Consider the following 17,741-nt stretch of genomic DNA (forward strand, 5'->3'; position numbering starts at 1 on the left):
TTTGGGTGGATTTGGGTGTGGGAAACCGTAATGGGCAAAATACGGTTACTTGACATTCTCTTTCGACTCCAAAAGAAACCAGGATGCAGCATAAGCAGTAAAGGTTCCAAAAAGTCCTACTCCACCAGTCATTAGAATTACTGCAATTAACCTTCCTTCAGTGGTAACCGGAAATTTATCCCCATAACCTACTGTAGTTATGGTTACATATGCCCACCAAACTGCATCTTCAGCTGTTTTTATATTACTATCCGGTGTCTTTTCAACTTGTAGAATAGCTATAGAAGAAAAAATAAGCAGCATTATTGCTATGACGGAAACTGTGGCAAAAGTCCCTTTTGCTTTATTTCTAAAAATATGACTTGCAATTTTTTTAGCAGAACGAAATGCCCTTAAGATCCTTATTAATCTTATTAATCGCAATAATCGCCCTGCTCTGAAATAATCTATAACAGGAATTATAGCTATTAAATCAATCCAACCCCAACGCATAAATTCCAATTTGCTTTCTGCTTTCCTGAAACGAATTATAAAATCTATTAAGAAGACAAAACACACGGCGTTGTCAATAAAAGTTAATAATCTTGAAGTTTCTTTAGGTAAGACACAAAAAGTATCGACCAAAAACGAACTTAAAATATAGATTGACAATACTAATATCAATATATTAAAATAGGTGAGTTTTTCTTCTGTGTTTTTTAATTGATCCATAATTGTGTGAAATATTTAAAGGATAAAGCCAAAACTTTAAGTTTTAGCTTTATTATGGTGCTATTTTCTTTTTTAAAGAGTGATACTAATTTTTTTTACATTTCTATCTATAAATAACTGCTTTTTCTTTTTGTAATCACTATACATTTTGATATTTATCTCTAATAGAAAAATGCTGCTTGTTAAATCAAGCCTAGTTTTTCAATACACATTCTATGAATGCTTTTCTGGGGTGCAGCGCTTGGTTTAATTGACAACATCTTCTAATCGAATTGATAATTTGTTCTTCTGAGAATTTTGGATACTTTCTTTTTATCAAGTTTTTTAAATAATCATCCTCCCACTGTTCTGAGCAAGCAAAAAAACCCTATCCCTAAAATCTCTGATTTTTTGTTATCATACTTCTTATTGCTAATGATAAAAAGGAGTATCAACTACAGGTGCAAACCAATGTAAAAAGTGTTCGAAAATATTGATTATTGAAAAAACTAAAGTTATTAATACTACTCCTTTTATAATAAAATATCCTTTATTGTCTTTTCCGATTTCAAGACTGTCAATACGGTCACCCATTGTCAGTTTTAAAAGATTATGAGCTATATAATATGACAAAAATGTAAAAATGAATGTAAAACCTGTATAAACAGATATTCTTTGCATTACTTGAATAAAAGTATCGTCAATGGTTTTAGAAGAGATAATTATTTCTATTGCATTCTCAGTTTGGTCTAATGCCACTTTCAAAAACATATAAAAAGTGATCAGAATTGAAGAAAACCAAATCGCAAAAGACGTATTTATCTTTTCTCCAGCTTCAGATTTGATATTTTGTTTTTTAATTAAAAACTGCAGTAGCATTAATATTAATGCAGTAGCAACTACGGCTACAAGACAGGTGAAAAATAAGCTTTGCTTGTTCATATTATTTTGATTTTAAGGATATTCTCCAATTATTTAAATTTGATATTTCGTTTGAAATTATTCCTGGCCTAACATTTGGCATTGTTGTTTCCCAAAGAACATACTGTTGATTTTCATATTGAAAAGTCAATCCATCAATTGGTAGGTTTACTCCAAGTATTGAATGACTATAAAATTCGCTACTCATTAGTGCAACATCATAATTATAATGCGATAGAATTGTATAAAGCAACAATGTTCTTGTATCACAATCGCCTTTTAAACTGTATAAAAATTCAACCGGAGTATTTATTCCAAATCTTTGAAAACCGTCACATTTTGCATTCGGATTAGATAAATATTTCCTCGTAAAACCATCATTGTATAAACTTGGATTACAGTCTTCTTCTAATATTAATACATAAGGAATATCTTGAACGAAAGAAACTATCATTTCAGCAAACTTATTTTTAGACAATTTGTTTTTTACTTGGATGCTATCAAATAGATGATATAATCCATCTAATTTAACTCTATCATTTTCTTTCAGACTGAAAACTATTTTGTCATACGAATCTACGTTTGATTGTGAAATAGATAAATTCCTTTTATAAACATGAGCTTTATTTACATCACTCTGTTTTAATTTATAATATCCTTCATATTTATTCCCATCATAATCTTTCCATACTCTATATTTAGTAATGTAATAATCCTTTTCGTTATTTGAATTACTGTCGGTCTCATCTGTATCTTTATTATCTACAATTGGTCGTCTTCTCTCTTCTGTCTCTCTTTGAGCATCTACTACAACTGGTGATGGATTATACCTATTAGTGCTTTGGGTAAACGATTTTATCAAAGAGCCAAAAAATGCAATCAACAAGATTATTCCCAAAATTCTAACTATCCACTTTAAATATGGAGCAAGAAATCCTAAAAGCAAAATAATTATATAAAAACCAATGAAGTATACAAATCCGGGCAAAACTGATATTAGAAATCCCAAAAACAACAAAACACCAAAAACTCCAATTATTTCATTTAGACACCCAACTCCTGATGATGTAACTCCAACGCCTACATACTCCCACTTTCCCCAAATATTGTCATTGTGATTTTTGCATTTAAATTCTTTTCGGATATAATTTCCTTTAATTTCTGTTTTACCGGTTTCAACATTGCTGAGAATACAAATATCATCTACAGAGTAAGGCTCTTTTATAGTTGTAGTTTCTATACTAATTGGTCCAATAATCTCATTTATTTCTTCTCTTACAAAATCAACAACATATCCAGTAACAAATGCATTAAACATCCCAAAAACTTCATCTCCTTCAGTTTGATGATACTTACGAATCATCTCAAATTCAAACAATTTAGGTTCTAAAACATTAATACCGAATGTTTTTTTATTGGCTGTTATTATAACTGGCAGTATTTCCGGGAGCTTGCTTTTTGGAAATACTTTCCCTTTCATTCTTTTTTCTGAGCTAATATTTTTGAAATCATTAGGAAAGACAAACGGTCTATTTTTACTAAAGTCATCGATAGAAACGCATAAGATTTCCGCCTCATATATTTCAAAATCGAATAAATCCAATTTATCGTAATCATCTGGGATTTTATTTCCTCTGTATTTTCCGTTTATTGTTCCCTTTAAATACGTTCTTCTTGGAGTTAAAATTTCTTTTGTCACTTTGACATACGACAAACCATCCTCTCCCAAAAAAGGCTCTTCCTTAATAATATTTACTATCTTTTCCAGCATTATGACAGTTTCTCGTTCTCTGGTTCTTCTTCCGGTATATTATATAGAAAATCCAAAAGACCTACTTGGTTTTCAACAATTACTGCCATATTCATTCTTTTAGTCCTGAAAGGACAGTCTAGCCAATATTCATATTTCACCATAACATCATTTTTATATTCCTGAGATATTTGAATTAAAAAATCGTTATACTTTGTGGAATTAAGTTTTTTAAGTTTTTCAAGTACTGTTTTTAGTCTTTCCTGTGAGTTCCGATTGTATTTTTTAATGTTATTAGTTAACAATTCTGAAAACTTTTTTTTAGTATCATCATATTCTTCTAATATGATTTTATGTTCTATTAACATCCTTTGGAAATAGTAATCAGAAGTTTTAATATCATTGATATTCTTAGATTTTATTTCTTTTTCCAACCAATTGAAATCTTTAGTATTTATAAGTTCTTCCCTTAGTTTAATCAATTGGGCATTCTTATTATTCTCTAAAAACATTTTTGCAGAAATATTTCTCGCGTAATATTTAAGGCCTATTGGCACTAGAAAGATTAAACTAATAATTACTGTTATTATCCATGAAAATGGATTTTCAATAAGCAGTAATTGGATGGTTTTGATATAGAAATTACTTCTATCAAGCAAGTTATTTAAAGCATTGTAATTATTGATTTTGTCTTGAATCAACTTTGAAATATCGGTTTTAAAAGTATCAAATTCATTTTTTGCATTTGACGAAACTGTGATCTCCAGCAAATTATCTAGAAAGTTTTGATCAGAAAACAATTCGTTGTTTAATAAATTTTCTAAATCATTTAATAGTTTCTTTTTTTCTGCTTGTTGATTTCGGTTTAGAAATAAATTTTCATCAATCTTATTAAGATTTTTAAATTTTAAAGATGTCTTTGACAGAAATATGCTATCTCCTTTAATTTTATTTTTAACTACTGAAAGTTGATTATTTAAACTATTGTTTTCATTAAAAGTAGAATAAGTTGTTACTTTCCTATTGAAATCATCATAAAATTGAAGTTCATTATCTATCAATGATTTATTAGTCATTGAATATAATTTTATTCTTTCCTTTAATTTATGTTTCTCAATACTATTTTGCACTGTTGATGATAATAAAAGCACATTTAATGGTTGTGCAATAATAATTGCTAAAAGCATCATAAATCCTAATCTAGAGAACATTGACAAGGATAAAAAACTGGAATTTTCAACATTATCATTTGCTACAGGATTTTTTCTTCTCTTCTTTTTTGACGCTAAAGGGATTATAGCAGGTGAGATTGTATGTAATAACAATAAATACATATTTACCACCATGGCTCCCCAAAACACACCGATTGAGCCACTAATCCATTTTGCTCCTTCAAACAATGAATATGCAAAACACGTAGCACTAAAGAAACAACCAACAAATATTAAAACCACAAAAAAACCTATAAATGCAAATCTTATTTGAATTCGCTTTTTACATCTTTTTAGAATGAAGTTGTCTTCTCCAGAACAAGTGAAAAGAAAAAGTCTTATTTCATTAACCGTTTTGTTCATCTGCATTTATAGGTTTAATATAACTATCTATATTATCATCTATTTTTTTCATTTCTCTCTCCTTATATTTTGTCACGGCATATTTGGTAAGTTCTTTTTGTATGTTAGTTAACATTTTCTTCTCAAAGATGATCCTTTCTGCCTCGTGATTAATTGTTAAGTGTCTTTCAATACCTTCTTTATCCTTATATTTATCATATTGCACTTCTATGCCATATTCTGCCTTCATTAATTCATCACGATTTTCTGCTAAATAATCGTAGGTTGTTTTGGTTAGCATTAATTTGAAGAATATTGGAGTCAACTCAATAGCCATGAAGAGTAATGTGATAAAAAATGAGATCCAAAAACCAGAAACTTCGTGAGCTATTTTGATTCTCTCAAGTAAACCATCCAAACCATTCGCAATTTTTTCATTATTATTCCTTTCTCTTTCTTTTGCAATTCTTAACTCTCCCTTTCTTTTATTCAACTCCTTTAAATCCTCACCATTTTGCTTGTCAAAAGCAACTAACTGATTTGTTAAATCATCTAATTGCGACTTCAGGGCTTTTGATAAAGGTCCATTTCCAGCCGCAATCTTGCCAGCTTTTCCCATTAAATTATCTGTGTAAGCTTGCTCAGCAGCTTTAATTCTTCCGTTTAAGGTATTTCTTTGTTGGGCAATAGAACCAAATTCTTTTTCAAGTAATTTTTCTCTATCGGCATAAGTTTTATCAACTTTTGACTGATACTCTGCCTGCTGCTCCAATTGTTTTTCACGAAGTTTAATATCAATTTCTGTCTTAAACATTCTTATTTCAACTGGCTTAGAAATTGTCATTGCTATAATTACTCCCATTAAAATCCTTGGTAAAGCGCTTTTTAATTCCCCAATGGTTATTGCTTCTGTCCCATCTCCTTTACCTGTACTTGTTACAATAAATCTGTCGATGTTAAAAATCATTAACCCCCAAATTATTCCAAAAAAAAGTGCCAATAAGACTGTCTGGATATCAACTGGGTTTTCAATTGCAGAGCCTCTTGGTTCAAAAATAGTATAGAAAGCATATCCGCCGGCAAGACCTGCCATGGCTCCTGTAGCAAATACAATTCCTCCTAAACACATATATTTTATCTGGTCAGAATATGTCGCTCTTTCTAAAAGATAGCGGTCACCACCTGCACATTTCCAAAGGAAACGCATTACGTTTCCCGATTTTGGTAATTCATAGTAATCTCGTGTCATATAAAATCATTTTGATTAAACGTTTTGTGAAAAATTGCCATTGGCTTATCTTGTACTTTAACTTTGCAAATATTGACTATTGGTTTATCAAAATTCACTTGAATAGCAGGGTGGGTCAGCTTTGGCAAAAGTTGTGGATTTAATTTTAAGTTAAGATTTGAAAAGTTAGTTTTAAAGCTATTTGAGTTTAGTGTTAATTGTGGTTCAAATTTTAATTTGTATTTTCTTTTTTGAAAGAGGCCATACACTATAAAATCGAATTCTTTTTCAAATTTTTTAAGGTTAAAAATCTTACTATGTTTTTCTAATGTTATATGACTTCCAAAACGATAATAAATAGCATTTCTAAAACTATAATTTATAATAACATAACTATTATCAAAAATATGCTCTGTCGTATATTCAAGTTTAAACACCTCAATTTTTCTTTCTTTTCTGAAAAGAATCACAAAGGATCTAGCTATCAAAACTTTGAAAAAGTTTAACGCTTCTAATAAATATGACAAATAGTGTGAAAACAAATTTTTAAGTATTTTTTTTATTTATAAACCCATACGTTAAAAACGAAGCAACTGTAACAATATCAATGGGAATCCAAATTGCTTTATTATATAGATAAACAGGAATAAGCGGATTAAAAACTATTGCAATTGCAATAAACAGAAGCATCCAGAAATTATTTTTATTTTGAGATTCCTTCAGGATGATTGTTACGGCTACAATTGTTACTACAATTCTCAAAAAAGTATAATACCTAATAGGTAAATCAATTATTCCTATTAGCAGTAAAATGGCACAAATAGTATAAATTTCTCTCATAGCTTTTACATTAGTAAAACTCTGTTATGCATCAATCTCTCCCAGTTACAAAACCTTTAATCGTTATAAATCAACCAGATATAAAACTAAGCTTTATCACCTAATTTTTTTTAAGTATTTATACCTAATTTTCATTCCGCATACAACCCGACCGTTTCCAATAACTCCTTTTCAAACAAATAGATATCATCAATGGTTTGAATTGCCTGTCGGCTCTCTGTTTTGTTGTCATTGAATAGCCCGATATATTTTTTACCACCATTAAGATGCAGTCTACACAGTGGTTTTCTGTTATTATCATCTAATAAAATTCCAAAATAAGATTGCGTGTCACGGTAAACAATTCTGTTGGTTGGTAATTTTCTCCTTAAAATGGCAACAACAATCCTATAGGCTTCAAGTTCTTCTTCACTAGTATACACACGACTCTCATCTTCTTTGGTTTCAACACGGTCTTCCTGTTGTTTCTGAGCTTCTTTATTGAGAGCGGCGTTAAGACGATCATTTATTTTATCCCCAACAAACTGACTGAATCCTTTTGAAACTAAATCCTTAAATTCCTCCATGACTTTTTCCGTCAATCGTCCGGCATATACTTTATTTGCAAATAATTTCACGAATTCATTTGATGGATTGGTTAATTCATCATTAATCTGTTTTCTTATTTCCTGAATGTATTTTAAAGAACTGGCGTTATTGACAATATTAGTAACATCGAAACTGGATTTGTGAAACTTTGCAATTTCAACAATCACATTTTCCTTTAGATTTGTCACATCAAATTCTAAGAATGGCTTGTTATCCATTTTATTTTTTTCTTCCAGATCAGTAAAGAACTGATAGATAATTCCGTTTGTTAAAAGAGCAAACCGGGTTTTACTTACGTGGAAATACCGAAATAACTGAGAGTTATGTACAGACAGGTTTTCTTTCCAATTTTTACATTCGACAATCAGAATTGGAACTCCGTCTTGAAAAACGGCGTAATCAACTTTTTCTCCTTTTTTAAGCCCGATATCAGCTGTAAATTCAGGAACTACTTCTGTAGGATTGAAAGTATCATAGCCTAGAATGTTTATAAAAGGTAAAACAAAAGCATGTTTTGTAGACTCTTCGGTTTCAATTTTGTCCTTTAGCAGTGTAATTTTATCTGCCAAGGTTTTGAGTTGTGTATTTATTTCCATAACATTTAACTTAAATCTTCTGTATCCGATTTAGGAGTTTCCTTTTTCACCATTTCAATTCCTTCATCCCTGTCTAATTCGGTTGAATACAAATTACTGACACCTATTACCTGCCCATTTTGAGAGGATTTCAGCGTAAAATAATATTTTGAGTTCTCAGAAGTGTTTTTTTCGTAATTTTTGTCCTCAGGAGCATTAGTCTTTACAGATTCAATTCCGTTTTTACAATTCTGTTTTGTAATATACATTTCGCTTTTCAAAATAATGGCCTCATCAGATGACCATAAATTAAAATAGAATTGATTGTTGCTGCTTCTCTTTATTACAAATTTTGGATATTCCATAATCTTTATTTTTATCTAATTAATATTTTTGCTATTTCATTCTTTCTTGAGCTTCAATCTGTTCACCGTACCAAAATTTCTGAGTTGTAAAATCAAGAGGCCAGTTTTTCTGTGCTTTTGACTTTATTGAATTATTTTCGATAGACAGCATATACTCATAATCCTCTATTTGTTGATTAATCCAAAATTCTTGAGTTGTAAAATCATCCGGCCAATCCCTTTTTGCTTTTACTTTTAATTTTTCAAGTACAATCTCTTTTTCTGCATTTAGACTTTCTTCTTCATTGCCAGAAACAGGATTACTATTCAATTCTTTTGTTACACTTTGCTTTTCGGGCTGATTTGAAATTTTGCTGTCTTTTTCTCTTATATTTGAAATTAAAATAAGAGCTATTATCACTGTAACCCCTATTTTAAAACCTTTAGCAATCGATGAGTTTTTCCAAAGCGCATAAAGACCAACAGGAAAAAAGAGTATACAGAGCAATACTACAAGCCAAGTCTTTTCATACCAAGAATCAGTAGTTTTATTATTTTTTGAAAATGAGTTTGAATTATTTACTGGTTTTTCATTTTTAATAGGTTTCATATTCTCAATTTCATCTGGGCTTTTAGCAGTTAATTTTGCTATACAGTCAAATATTTTCATCAAATGCTCGTTAGCTTTTGTGACTTCATGAGATTGATTGAATGTCCCTAATTTACGCCTCACTTCTACTGAAATTTCAGTTTTATTTTCACCCAATCTATTCAGATTTATATCAATATATACGCCTAAGCTTAAAAACTCTAAAGCTTCATAAGTGTACTGATTAAATATTTCATTGGAAGCCGTGAACTTATATTTATCATTGATTAAACTAATATTCAACACACTTAATTTGACCCTTTCGATTGAAAAATCTACTTGAGTTGACTTTTTTGGATTAGGAATTGCTAATACTGCCATAATTATTTTTTTTATACCCCAAACTTAAAACCAATAAAAACCAATACCTTACGGAAAACCGTAACGCGACTTCCAATTTTTCTTAAGGCATAAAAAAAGCTCCCGAAGGAGCTAAATGTGACAGAATTTACATGTCGAAAAACTAGACGATTCCTAAGTCCTTTGCAATGGACACAAGATGTACCGTGTTATTTGCACCAAAATATATTTTTAGTTTGTTGATCCGTTTTTCAATGGTACTTTTGCTATTAGGTGTAATGCCTGCTTCTTTGAAAGTATCCTCCATATTTTCCTGTGCCACACCTATGGAAAGATATTTGATGAGCTGGATATCGTAATTGTCTATTTCATTGATCGTTTTATCCTGAAATATGTACTGAAGTTCCTGCGACAGGTATTTTTCACCATCATTGTACACATATTGGACTGCTTTTTTAAGCTCTGGAATACTATTGCGGTCTTTCATGACAAAGCCATTAACACCGGATATATCGAACAAAGACTTGATTCGATACGATTTATCTTCGATGGAAAAAGCAATGACTTTCATTTCCGGAAACAGTTGTTTTACTGCTGCTATTAATTCTTCTCCTGAATTGAGTTTGTTTACCCGATGATCCGGTTTAAAAGAAAGATCAGTAATCAGTAATTCGTATGGACGTTTATCTAAAGCGGCTTTTTTGATTTTCAATAAGGCTTCATCACAATATTTTGCATACTCTATCTCAGGAACATCAAGTTCCCGAAGTACATGCACAACCGCAATGTCATTAAAATCTATGTCTTCGGCAATTAAAACTTTTTTAAACATATTCAAAAACTATTTGGGAAATGAAATTTTTACTTTGAACCCTTTACTGGTTTCCGATTCAAAAGTAATAGTTCCTTTTATGCTGTGAATACGGTTTTCCACATTCTGTAATCCGTTTTTTGACAGCAACTTATCATCTGCTCCAATTCCGTTATCTGAATAATTTATTTTAATGGAATTTTCACTGCCTTCAAAACCTACAACTGCCAAAGTGCACTGGCTGTGTTTTTTCATATTGACCAATAATTCCTGTAAAACCCTATATGTGGCAATCTTTTTTTCCGAAGACACTTTAATCCAGTTGACTTCATTGTTGTCTTTAATGATTACTTTGACTTTATCACTATTATAACTGGAGAGCATTTCCTTCAAGTTGGATTCAAATTTATCTCCGGTTGTTATTTCACTATTTTCTGCAGAAATATTCCGGGTCCTTGCATAAATCTTATCGAGATTGTCAATTAATGCTTCTCTCTTTTCGGGAATTTCCAAATCCTGTGTTTCGGCAAAAGTCATGGTATGATAAACATCATTGGCGAGTTCGTCATGGAGTTTTTTTGAGATTCGGGTTTCGGTTTTATAAACTGCTTCTCTGTTTTTATTTTTAAAATAATTGATTAGATAGGCAATAGCTCCTATAAGAAGAAGAAAGGCAGAAAGAAAAAAGTATTTTTGGTTTTTTTGTCTTTCAAATTGGAGACTGTCTTCTGCTTTTTGTGCTTTTAAAACTAGGTTTTGTTCTTTTATTTCCCTTGTGTCATATTTAAATTTTGCGAACTGGTTTTTAGCTTTTACACGTATTTTTTTAATACTGTCATTTAAATGTATAAATTGAATAGCATATTTGTTTTTCCCTTTTCCATCATTATGAGCCATTAAAAATTCTAAAGCTTCCAATCGCTCATCAATACTATTTTTGTCTGTTGCCCATTCGTAAGCTTTAAGCGCATTATCTTTTGACTTGTTCAAATCTTTGTCTTGGTAATATTCCGAAAGATGCAGGTAGCTTTCTATAATCCCGTACGAATCCTTTACTTTGATTTTAATTACCAATGCTTCCTTCATCAAATCCAACCCTTTTGCTCCTTCTTTTGCCTTGGAATAAGCAAACCCCAAATTATCTAAGTATAAGGCTCTTCTTTTTTCTAAAGTATCCAGAACTTTTGATTTCAGGATCTTTTCCAAAATTTTTATTGCAGTACTATATTCGTTTTTTTGTATATATACTGCTGCAATGTTATTGTCTAACGCAATTTTAGCAACAGGATCATTTGTCTTTTTTCTTGCTTGCTTATAGAACTGCAATGCATCATCGTAATTAGAAAGTTCTTTAAATGATACACCATAAAGAGTATTTAAATAAGTAGTGTATTGTGATTTTAGCTCTAAGTCTTTAATAGTTATGATGTAAGATTCCGCTTCAGTAAGTATTACTTCACTTTCCACATAATCTCCAAAAGTTTGTTGACAACTGGCCATCTGAAGTAAATTATATGCCACGTTTGCGCTGTCTTTTTCCAACTCGTATAGTCCTTTGGAACGCCTATAATAATGGTAAGCTCTGTCAAATTTTTTAACTGTATCATAGTAATAATCTCCTAAACCTAACAATCTTCTCGCTTCAGTCTTAAAACCACCTGTTTCTGGAGACTGGTTTGCCTTCTCTTTTGCAGTTTCGACACATGAAATGAAGCAAAAGAAAATTAATAAAACAAAAAACGGGGAACGTACCATAAAAGTTACTTTCCCCGAAATTAGTAATTTAATCCGTATAATGTAAAAATTTTATTACGGTTTAGGTGGTTTTATTGGAGGTAAATCATCTCCAGGCCCTGGAGGAGGCGGTGGTGGATCAAGCTCAAGATTTGCCGTGATTGTATCTGTCAGAATACTATCTGTCGCTCTTCCGGTTTCGGAATGAATTTCCTTCTGTTTTGTGAATTTATCAAAATGCGGCGTTGAATTTCCATCTACTGCCTCCGTATCACATGATACCAACACTATGCCCGATATTGCAAACGCTGCAATAAAAACTAACTTTTTCATAACTTAATTGATTAAAAATTAAACAAGGGTCTGGCCGTTCGGATCTTTGACCGAATAATACTAATGCACCAAACCGTTACATGGTTTTGTTTGTTTGGGAAGTGAAAGTGGGCTGTCACACAAAGGAATATCTATACTTCCCGGATAAAAATCCCAATGTGGAAAACCGCACTTTTGTTTAGAAGTAGTTTTGTACATTTGTTCTTATCGCGAATAGAACAAGAACTAATTCTGAAGCAAAGATGCCCCCTTTTTGCTGCTGTATTGATAGGCAATTCCGGAGATTCCTACTAATCCCTGAGATTCCGATAAATTCCTAAAAAATCCAATTAGCTTATGGTTAAAGATTACTTACATGATTATAAGAAGGAAGTAAAAGACAAATATGAAATAGAAAAAACTGGAAATCATTCCAGTCTTTTAATCAACCCTTCACGAGCAAACCTGAGAAAATTATGCTTAGAAATTTTCAAGAACAATACTAATTCAGATGATCTAAAAAGCTTCTCTTCTTTTTTTGGATTTGAATTTAATCCCAATAACACCAATAAATTAAAAGAGCAGACTGACAAGTTCAGGCCAATAGGAAGTTTTTTCAAAGGTGAGACTGATTTAGCTGATATTGAAGCGGTGAATTTAGCGGCAATTCTAGTCAATTTTGAAAAAAGACCTTATCTTAAATATGTAAAAGCAGATTTTGGAAATAGCAGTGAGAAATTAGATCTTGAAATAACAAAAGAAGAGAATACAGAAAATAAAACAAAGCATCAAGCATCAAACATTATACCTGAAAACTTCATAGAATCTGCCCTTATTGAAATTGCAATCAAGGATAAGAATGATAATAATAAAAAGGAAACAACGAAAAACAAACTCCTATTAATTGTTTCTTCACTGCTCATTTCCTTTCTTGTTTTTTTAGGTATTACAACATTTATTGAGAAAAAAGACTGTATGTTGTGGAAAGAAAATCATTATGAGGCTGCAACTAAAGAGGAAGCTGCAAAGGAAAGCAATGGCGATATAACTTTTATTACAGATGAAAATAAGCATCTGTTAACTGACTTCAGAAAAATAGAACCTTGCGATACTACCAAATATTTTAAAAATGGAAAAGCTTGCATTTGGCGGGGAAAGTCTACTGAAGGAGAATATGAATATTTTACAGCCCCTGGATTTCATCCTATAACAGGAAAACCATTAAGAGAAATAACTCCTTATATGATCAAAACACATTTATCAGGCAAATCCGACAAGTAAAAATCTTTCTCATTAAAAATTTTCCTATATTTGAGTAACAAACTCAAAAACAAAAACTATGGAAATTAACTTTTTAGCATTATTGCTTGCCGCGTTATCAACACTTGTTGTTGGATTTATATGGTATAACCCAAAAGTTTTCGGAGGAATCTGGATGAGAGAATCCGGGACAACCGAAGAAAAAATGAAAGGAGCCAATATGATTATGATTTTTGGACTTTCAGTAGTTTATGCTTTCTTGATCTCGTTTTTACTGCAAATGCTGACCATTCATCAATTTGGGGCACTTGGAATGGTTGGTGGTGATCCTACCGCTGCAAAACCTTCTTATGCTGCTTTCATGGCGGATTATGGAGATGCGTTCAGGACTTTCAAACACGGTGCTTTACACGGATGCTTGACTGGTATATTCCTTGTTTTTCCACTTATCGGTACCAATGCATTATATGAAAGAAGAAGTTTTAAATACGTTATGGTAACTTCAGGCTTCTGGATCGTATGTTTTACCATTATGGGCGGAATCATTTGCGCAATGAAGTAATTTAACATTTATTTATAAAGCAATCGCTCTACATTTGTGGAGCGATTTTTTTTAGCCTTGGAAACAGCCTCTTTTAAAATCTATACTTCTATCTCCCAGCTTCCGGCAAACTGGGACAAGATTGCTGTGAGCAATGCTTTTCTGCAAACCTCTTATTTGAAAGTGCTCGAAGAATCCGCACCGGTAAACATGCAGTGTTTTTACATCGGTATTTTTGAAAATTCCGAACTCATTGGGGTGGCACTTGCGCAGTATTTAAATCTAAACCGATTGGAATCTTTTGGAGAAAGAGACAACTGCCTGAAAACAGTAATCAGAAATTTTGTTTTCAAAAATTTTGCCTCACATGCTTTATTCCTCGGGAACAATATGATTACAGGTCAAAACGGCTATGTTTTCAATAAAGAAATCGATTTCAAACACATCAGCGAATTATTATTACAATGTGCTGATGCCATTTCTCTTTACTTCCGAAAACAAAAAACAAACATTCACATTGTTTCGTTTAAAGATTTTTACCAGCACTGTGCCGTTGAACTTAAAAAACATAATTTTTCAAACGTATACGAGTTCAACACACAGCCCAATATGATTTTTGAGCTGGATCCGAATTGGAAAACCAGCAACGACTATGTAGCTTCATTCTCAAAAAAATACCGGGACCAATTCAAACGGGCGCAGAAAAAATGCGAAGAAATTGAAGTTCGTGAATTGCGTTTTGATGAAATTGTTTCAAACGAAGAACGCATTTATGATTTGTACCATCATGTTGCTAAAAACGCTCCTTTTAATACTTTCTTCCTGTCCAAAAATCATTTCTCAATGTTTAAAAAACAATTGCAGGATCAATTTGTGCTGTGTGGTTATTTCTTAAACGGAAAATTAGTGGGTTTCCATACTCTTCTGATAAACGGAAACGTTTTAGAAACGTACTTTTTAGGCTATGACAATCATATCCAAAAAGAGAAAATGCTGTATTTGAATATGCTTTACAACATGACAAAATACGGCATAGAAAATCAGTTTAAAAAGATTATTTTCGGAAGAACAGCGTTAGAAATCAAAAGTTCTATAGGAGCCCAACCCGTTATGATGTCAGGCTTTATTTACCACAGTAATTCCTTCATTAATAAGTACATCAACAGAATCTTCAAAAGACTGGAGCCAACATTAGAATGGCAGCAAAGACATCCGTTCAAAGATTAACCTAACTGTTCTATTTCTTCCTGAACTGCTTCCCAATCTTCCAACAGCTTATCTAATTCTGATTTTTTCTTATTGTAAGCGATAAAAAAGTTAGCATCCTCAACATGTTTGTCATAATTGGAAGCCAAAGCCTTATCATCTGCCTGAATGTCTCTTTCCAATTGTTGGATTTGACTTTCAATCTTGCTTAAGCGATTTTGAAGTCCCTTATTTTTCTTCTGATCTTCATAAGAAGTTTTGGCTGTTTCTTTTGGAGCTTCTTTTTTGGCAATATCCTTTTTTTCAACTTCACGCATATTCTCCAGATTGCGCTGTTCTAAGAAATAATTAATATCTCCCAGGTATTCCTTGATTTTCTGGTCTTTGAATTCGTAAACAATATTCGACATATTCTGAAGAAAATCCCTATCGTGAGAAACCAGCAAAAGTGTTCCTTCGTATTTCTGTAACGCAGCTTTCAACACATTCTTAGATTTGATATCCAAGTGGTTTGTAGGCTCATCCATCACCAAAACATTAATCGGCTGCAATAATAATTTACACAATGCCAAACGGTTTCTTTCTCCTCCGGAAAGAACTTTTACTTTCTTCTCTACATCATCACCTCTAAACAGGAAAGAACCAAGCATATCACGCACCTTAGAACGGTTTGTATCTGTTGCCGCGTCTTCCATGGTTTGAAGCAATGTAATTTCACCATCTAAGTATTCAGCTTGATTTTGGGCAAAATAACCTACTTGTACATTATGCCCTAATTTGATAGAACCTTGGTATTCGAATTCATTCACAATAGCTTTAATGAAAGTCGATTTCCCTTGTCCGTTCTGACCCACAAAAGCAATTTTACTTCCGCGTTCCACTAAAAGTGAAATGTCCTTCAAAATGGTCTTATCACCATAAGCTTTGGTCACATGTTCTGCTTCAATAACCACTTTCCCTGGAACTTTCGAAACCGGAAATGAAATATTCATCACCGAATTATCATCTTCATCAACTTCTATTCGCTCTACTTTATCCAGCTTTTTAATCAAAGACTGCGCCATCGAAGCTTTGGATGCTTTGGCACGAAACTTCTCAATTAACTTTTCTGTTTCCTCAATTTTCTTAGCCTGGTTTTTTTGTGTAGCCAATTGCTTTTCGCGAATTTCATGGCGAAGCTCTAAATATTGAGAATAGGGTTTGTTGAAATCGTATGCTTTTCCTAATGAAATTTCGATGGTTCTGTTGGTAACGTTATCCAAAAACATTTTATCGTGGGAAACAATCACCACGACTCCAGGATAGTTACGCAGAAAGCTTTCCAGCCAAATAATACTTTCTATATCCAAGTGATTCGTTGGCTCATCCAGCAGCAGAATATCATTCGCCTGAAGCAATAATTTCGCTAATTCAATACGCATACGCCATCCACCTGAAAAAGTTTCTGTCTGGTTGTTAAAAACATCTCTTTTAAAACCCAATCCCAAAAGAATTTTCTCTGTATCCCCTACATAATTATAACCACCTAATAATTCAAATCGATGGGTATAATCGGACAGGTCTTCTATAATCTGTGAGTACTCTTCGCTTTCATAATCAGTACGGGTGACCAATTGATGATTGATTTCCGCTAGCTTTTTCTCAACTTCTTTTATATCTGTAAATGCCTGATAAGCTTCTTCGAGTACAGTTCTTCCTTGTTCAAAATCAATATCCTGACGTAAAAAACCAATACGAACTTCCTTCTCAGTAGCAATACTTCCTGAATCAGGGGCAAAATCTTTCGCCAAAATCTTCAGCATTGTCGATTTTCCTGCGCCATTTTTTCCAACAAGTCCTACTCTATCACCAGCTCCCATTCTAAAAGTGACTTCTTCAAACAAATAAGTTCCTCCAAACGAAACCGACAAATTATGTATATTAAGCATATTTACTTCTGATTATTCCATTATAAAAAAGCACAATAGCGTACCTTTGTTGAAAATTTTTGCAAATGTTAAAAAAAGGATTGAAACTAAATAGCATTTTAACAGGAAGTTGTCCTAAATGTCAGGAAGAAAGCATGTATGTCAAAAAAAACATGTATAATCCCGAATTTACCATCAAGATGAACGAAACCTGTAGTCATTGTGGTACGCGTTATAATATAGAACCTTCCTTTTTCTATGGCTCTATGTATGTAAGTTATGGTTTGGGTGTTGCTTTAGGGGTAGCCGCCTTTGTAATTTTCTATTCTTTGTTCGAAACGAGCATGAAAACTGCTTTCATCGGAATTACCGCTACACTGATTCTATTAATGCCAATCATCATGCGTTTGTCCCGAAACATCTGGATCAATATTTTTATCAGTTACGACAAGAACTGGAAGGAAAATAAATAATTCCTGAAGTCTTATTTAAAAATATTTCTTTACACGACTTTTTTGGTGCCAAATTATCC

The 17,741-nt window shown here is 32.2% G+C and carries 18 protein-coding genes; 4 read left to right on the plus strand and 14 right to left on the minus strand.

Features of this window, described 5'->3' with window-relative positions:
* Positions 1-45: 45 nt before the first annotated feature.
* The 13 genes from ACRDEC_RS03530 to ACRDEC_RS03590 all read right to left on the minus strand — a co-directional run bounded on the left by ACRDEC_RS03530 (position 46) and on the right by ACRDEC_RS03590 (position 12,316).
* Positions 46-711 (minus strand): potassium channel family protein, encoded by a 666-nt coding sequence (locus tag ACRDEC_RS03530; RefSeq protein WP_431496956.1) that lies wholly within the window; start codon positions 709-711, stop codon positions 46-48.
* A gap of 411 nt (positions 712-1,122) precedes the next feature.
* Positions 1,123-1,632, minus strand: a complete 510-nt coding sequence (locus ACRDEC_RS03535) for a hypothetical protein (protein ID WP_431496957.1) — start codon at positions 1,630-1,632, stop codon at positions 1,123-1,125.
* Between the two features lies 1 nt (position 1,633).
* Positions 1,634-3,382, minus strand: a complete 1,749-nt coding sequence (locus tag ACRDEC_RS03540; protein ID WP_431496958.1) for a hypothetical protein — start codon at positions 3,380-3,382, stop codon at positions 1,634-1,636.
* Positions 3,382-4,935: a DUF4407 domain-containing protein gene (locus tag ACRDEC_RS03545; RefSeq protein ID WP_431496959.1), complete on the minus strand. Its 1,554-nt coding sequence runs from the start codon at positions 4,933-4,935 to the stop codon at positions 3,382-3,384. The genes ACRDEC_RS03540 and ACRDEC_RS03545 overlap by 1 nt, the downstream gene beginning before the upstream one ends.
* Positions 4,919-6,121 carry a DUF4407 domain-containing protein gene (locus ACRDEC_RS03550; protein WP_431496960.1) on the minus strand — a complete coding sequence of 401 codons (1,203 nt, stop codon included), beginning with the start codon at positions 6,119-6,121 and terminating at the stop codon, positions 4,919-4,921. Before ACRDEC_RS03550 ends, ACRDEC_RS03545 begins: the two co-directional genes overlap by 17 nt.
* 38 nt (positions 6,122-6,159) lie before the next feature.
* On the minus strand, positions 6,160-6,669 hold the full coding sequence (locus tag ACRDEC_RS03555) for a hypothetical protein (RefSeq protein ID WP_431496961.1): 510 nt from the start codon (positions 6,667-6,669) through the stop codon (positions 6,160-6,162).
* Positions 6,670-6,688: 19 nt separating this feature from the next.
* The gene (locus ACRDEC_RS03560) at positions 6,689-6,982 is read right to left on the minus strand and encodes a DUF6804 family protein (protein ID WP_431496962.1); all 294 of its coding nucleotides are present in this window, start codon (positions 6,980-6,982) and stop codon (positions 6,689-6,691) included.
* A gap of 131 nt (positions 6,983-7,113) precedes the next feature.
* A complete protein-coding gene (locus tag ACRDEC_RS03565; protein WP_431496963.1) occupies positions 7,114-8,166 on the minus strand; it encodes a type I restriction endonuclease in 1,053 nt (350 codons plus the stop codon).
* Positions 8,167-8,171: 5 nt separating this feature from the next.
* Positions 8,172-8,510, minus strand: a complete 339-nt coding sequence (locus tag ACRDEC_RS03570; protein ID WP_431496964.1) for a YegP family protein — start codon at positions 8,508-8,510, stop codon at positions 8,172-8,174.
* Positions 8,511-8,541: 31 nt separating this feature from the next.
* Positions 8,542-9,459: a hypothetical protein gene (locus ACRDEC_RS03575; protein WP_431496965.1), complete on the minus strand. Its 918-nt coding sequence runs from the start codon at positions 9,457-9,459 to the stop codon at positions 8,542-8,544.
* Between the two features lie 142 nt (positions 9,460-9,601).
* The gene (locus ACRDEC_RS03580; RefSeq protein ID WP_431496966.1) at positions 9,602-10,270 is read right to left on the minus strand and encodes a response regulator; all 669 of its coding nucleotides are present in this window, start codon (positions 10,268-10,270) and stop codon (positions 9,602-9,604) included.
* 9 nt (positions 10,271-10,279) lie between these two features.
* A complete protein-coding gene (locus ACRDEC_RS03585; RefSeq protein ID WP_431496967.1) occupies positions 10,280-12,004 on the minus strand; it encodes a tetratricopeptide repeat-containing sensor histidine kinase in 1,725 nt (574 codons plus the stop codon).
* Between the two features lie 54 nt (positions 12,005-12,058).
* Positions 12,059-12,316: a hypothetical protein gene (locus tag ACRDEC_RS03590; RefSeq protein ID WP_431496968.1), complete on the minus strand. Its 258-nt coding sequence runs from the start codon at positions 12,314-12,316 to the stop codon at positions 12,059-12,061.
* 336 nt (positions 12,317-12,652) lie between these two features.
* Here ACRDEC_RS03590 and ACRDEC_RS03595 point away from each other — a divergent pair, with 336 nt between their 5' ends.
* The 3 genes from ACRDEC_RS03595 to ACRDEC_RS03605 are packed head-to-tail and all read left to right on the plus strand — an operon-like array spanning position 12,653 to position 15,323.
* A complete protein-coding gene (locus tag ACRDEC_RS03595; protein WP_431496969.1) occupies positions 12,653-13,576 on the plus strand; it encodes a hypothetical protein in 924 nt (307 codons plus the stop codon).
* A 58-nt stretch (positions 13,577-13,634) separates the two neighbouring features.
* Positions 13,635-14,117 (plus strand): DUF1761 domain-containing protein, encoded by a 483-nt coding sequence (locus ACRDEC_RS03600; RefSeq protein WP_431496970.1) that lies wholly within the window; start codon positions 13,635-13,637, stop codon positions 14,115-14,117.
* Between the two features lie 36 nt (positions 14,118-14,153).
* Positions 14,154-15,323 (plus strand): GNAT family N-acetyltransferase, encoded by a 1,170-nt coding sequence (locus tag ACRDEC_RS03605; RefSeq protein WP_431496971.1) that lies wholly within the window; start codon positions 14,154-14,156, stop codon positions 15,321-15,323.
* On the opposite strand, the gene ACRDEC_RS03610 is transcribed toward ACRDEC_RS03605, so the two are convergent.
* Positions 15,320-17,230 (minus strand): ABC-F family ATP-binding cassette domain-containing protein, encoded by a 1,911-nt coding sequence (locus ACRDEC_RS03610; protein WP_431496972.1) that lies wholly within the window; start codon positions 17,228-17,230, stop codon positions 15,320-15,322. The genes ACRDEC_RS03605 and ACRDEC_RS03610 overlap by 4 nt on opposite strands.
* A 65-nt stretch (positions 17,231-17,295) precedes the next feature.
* Here ACRDEC_RS03610 and ACRDEC_RS03615 point away from each other — a divergent pair, with 65 nt between their 5' ends.
* Entirely contained in the window at positions 17,296-17,682 is a 387-nt protein-coding gene (locus ACRDEC_RS03615; protein ID WP_431496973.1) for a DUF983 domain-containing protein, read from the plus strand.
* Positions 17,683-17,741 lie beyond the last annotated feature (59 nt).

Source organism: Flavobacterium sp. (assembly GCF_050696275.1).
In the GTDB taxonomy this organism is placed as follows: domain Bacteria; phylum Bacteroidota; class Bacteroidia; order Flavobacteriales; family Flavobacteriaceae; genus Flavobacterium.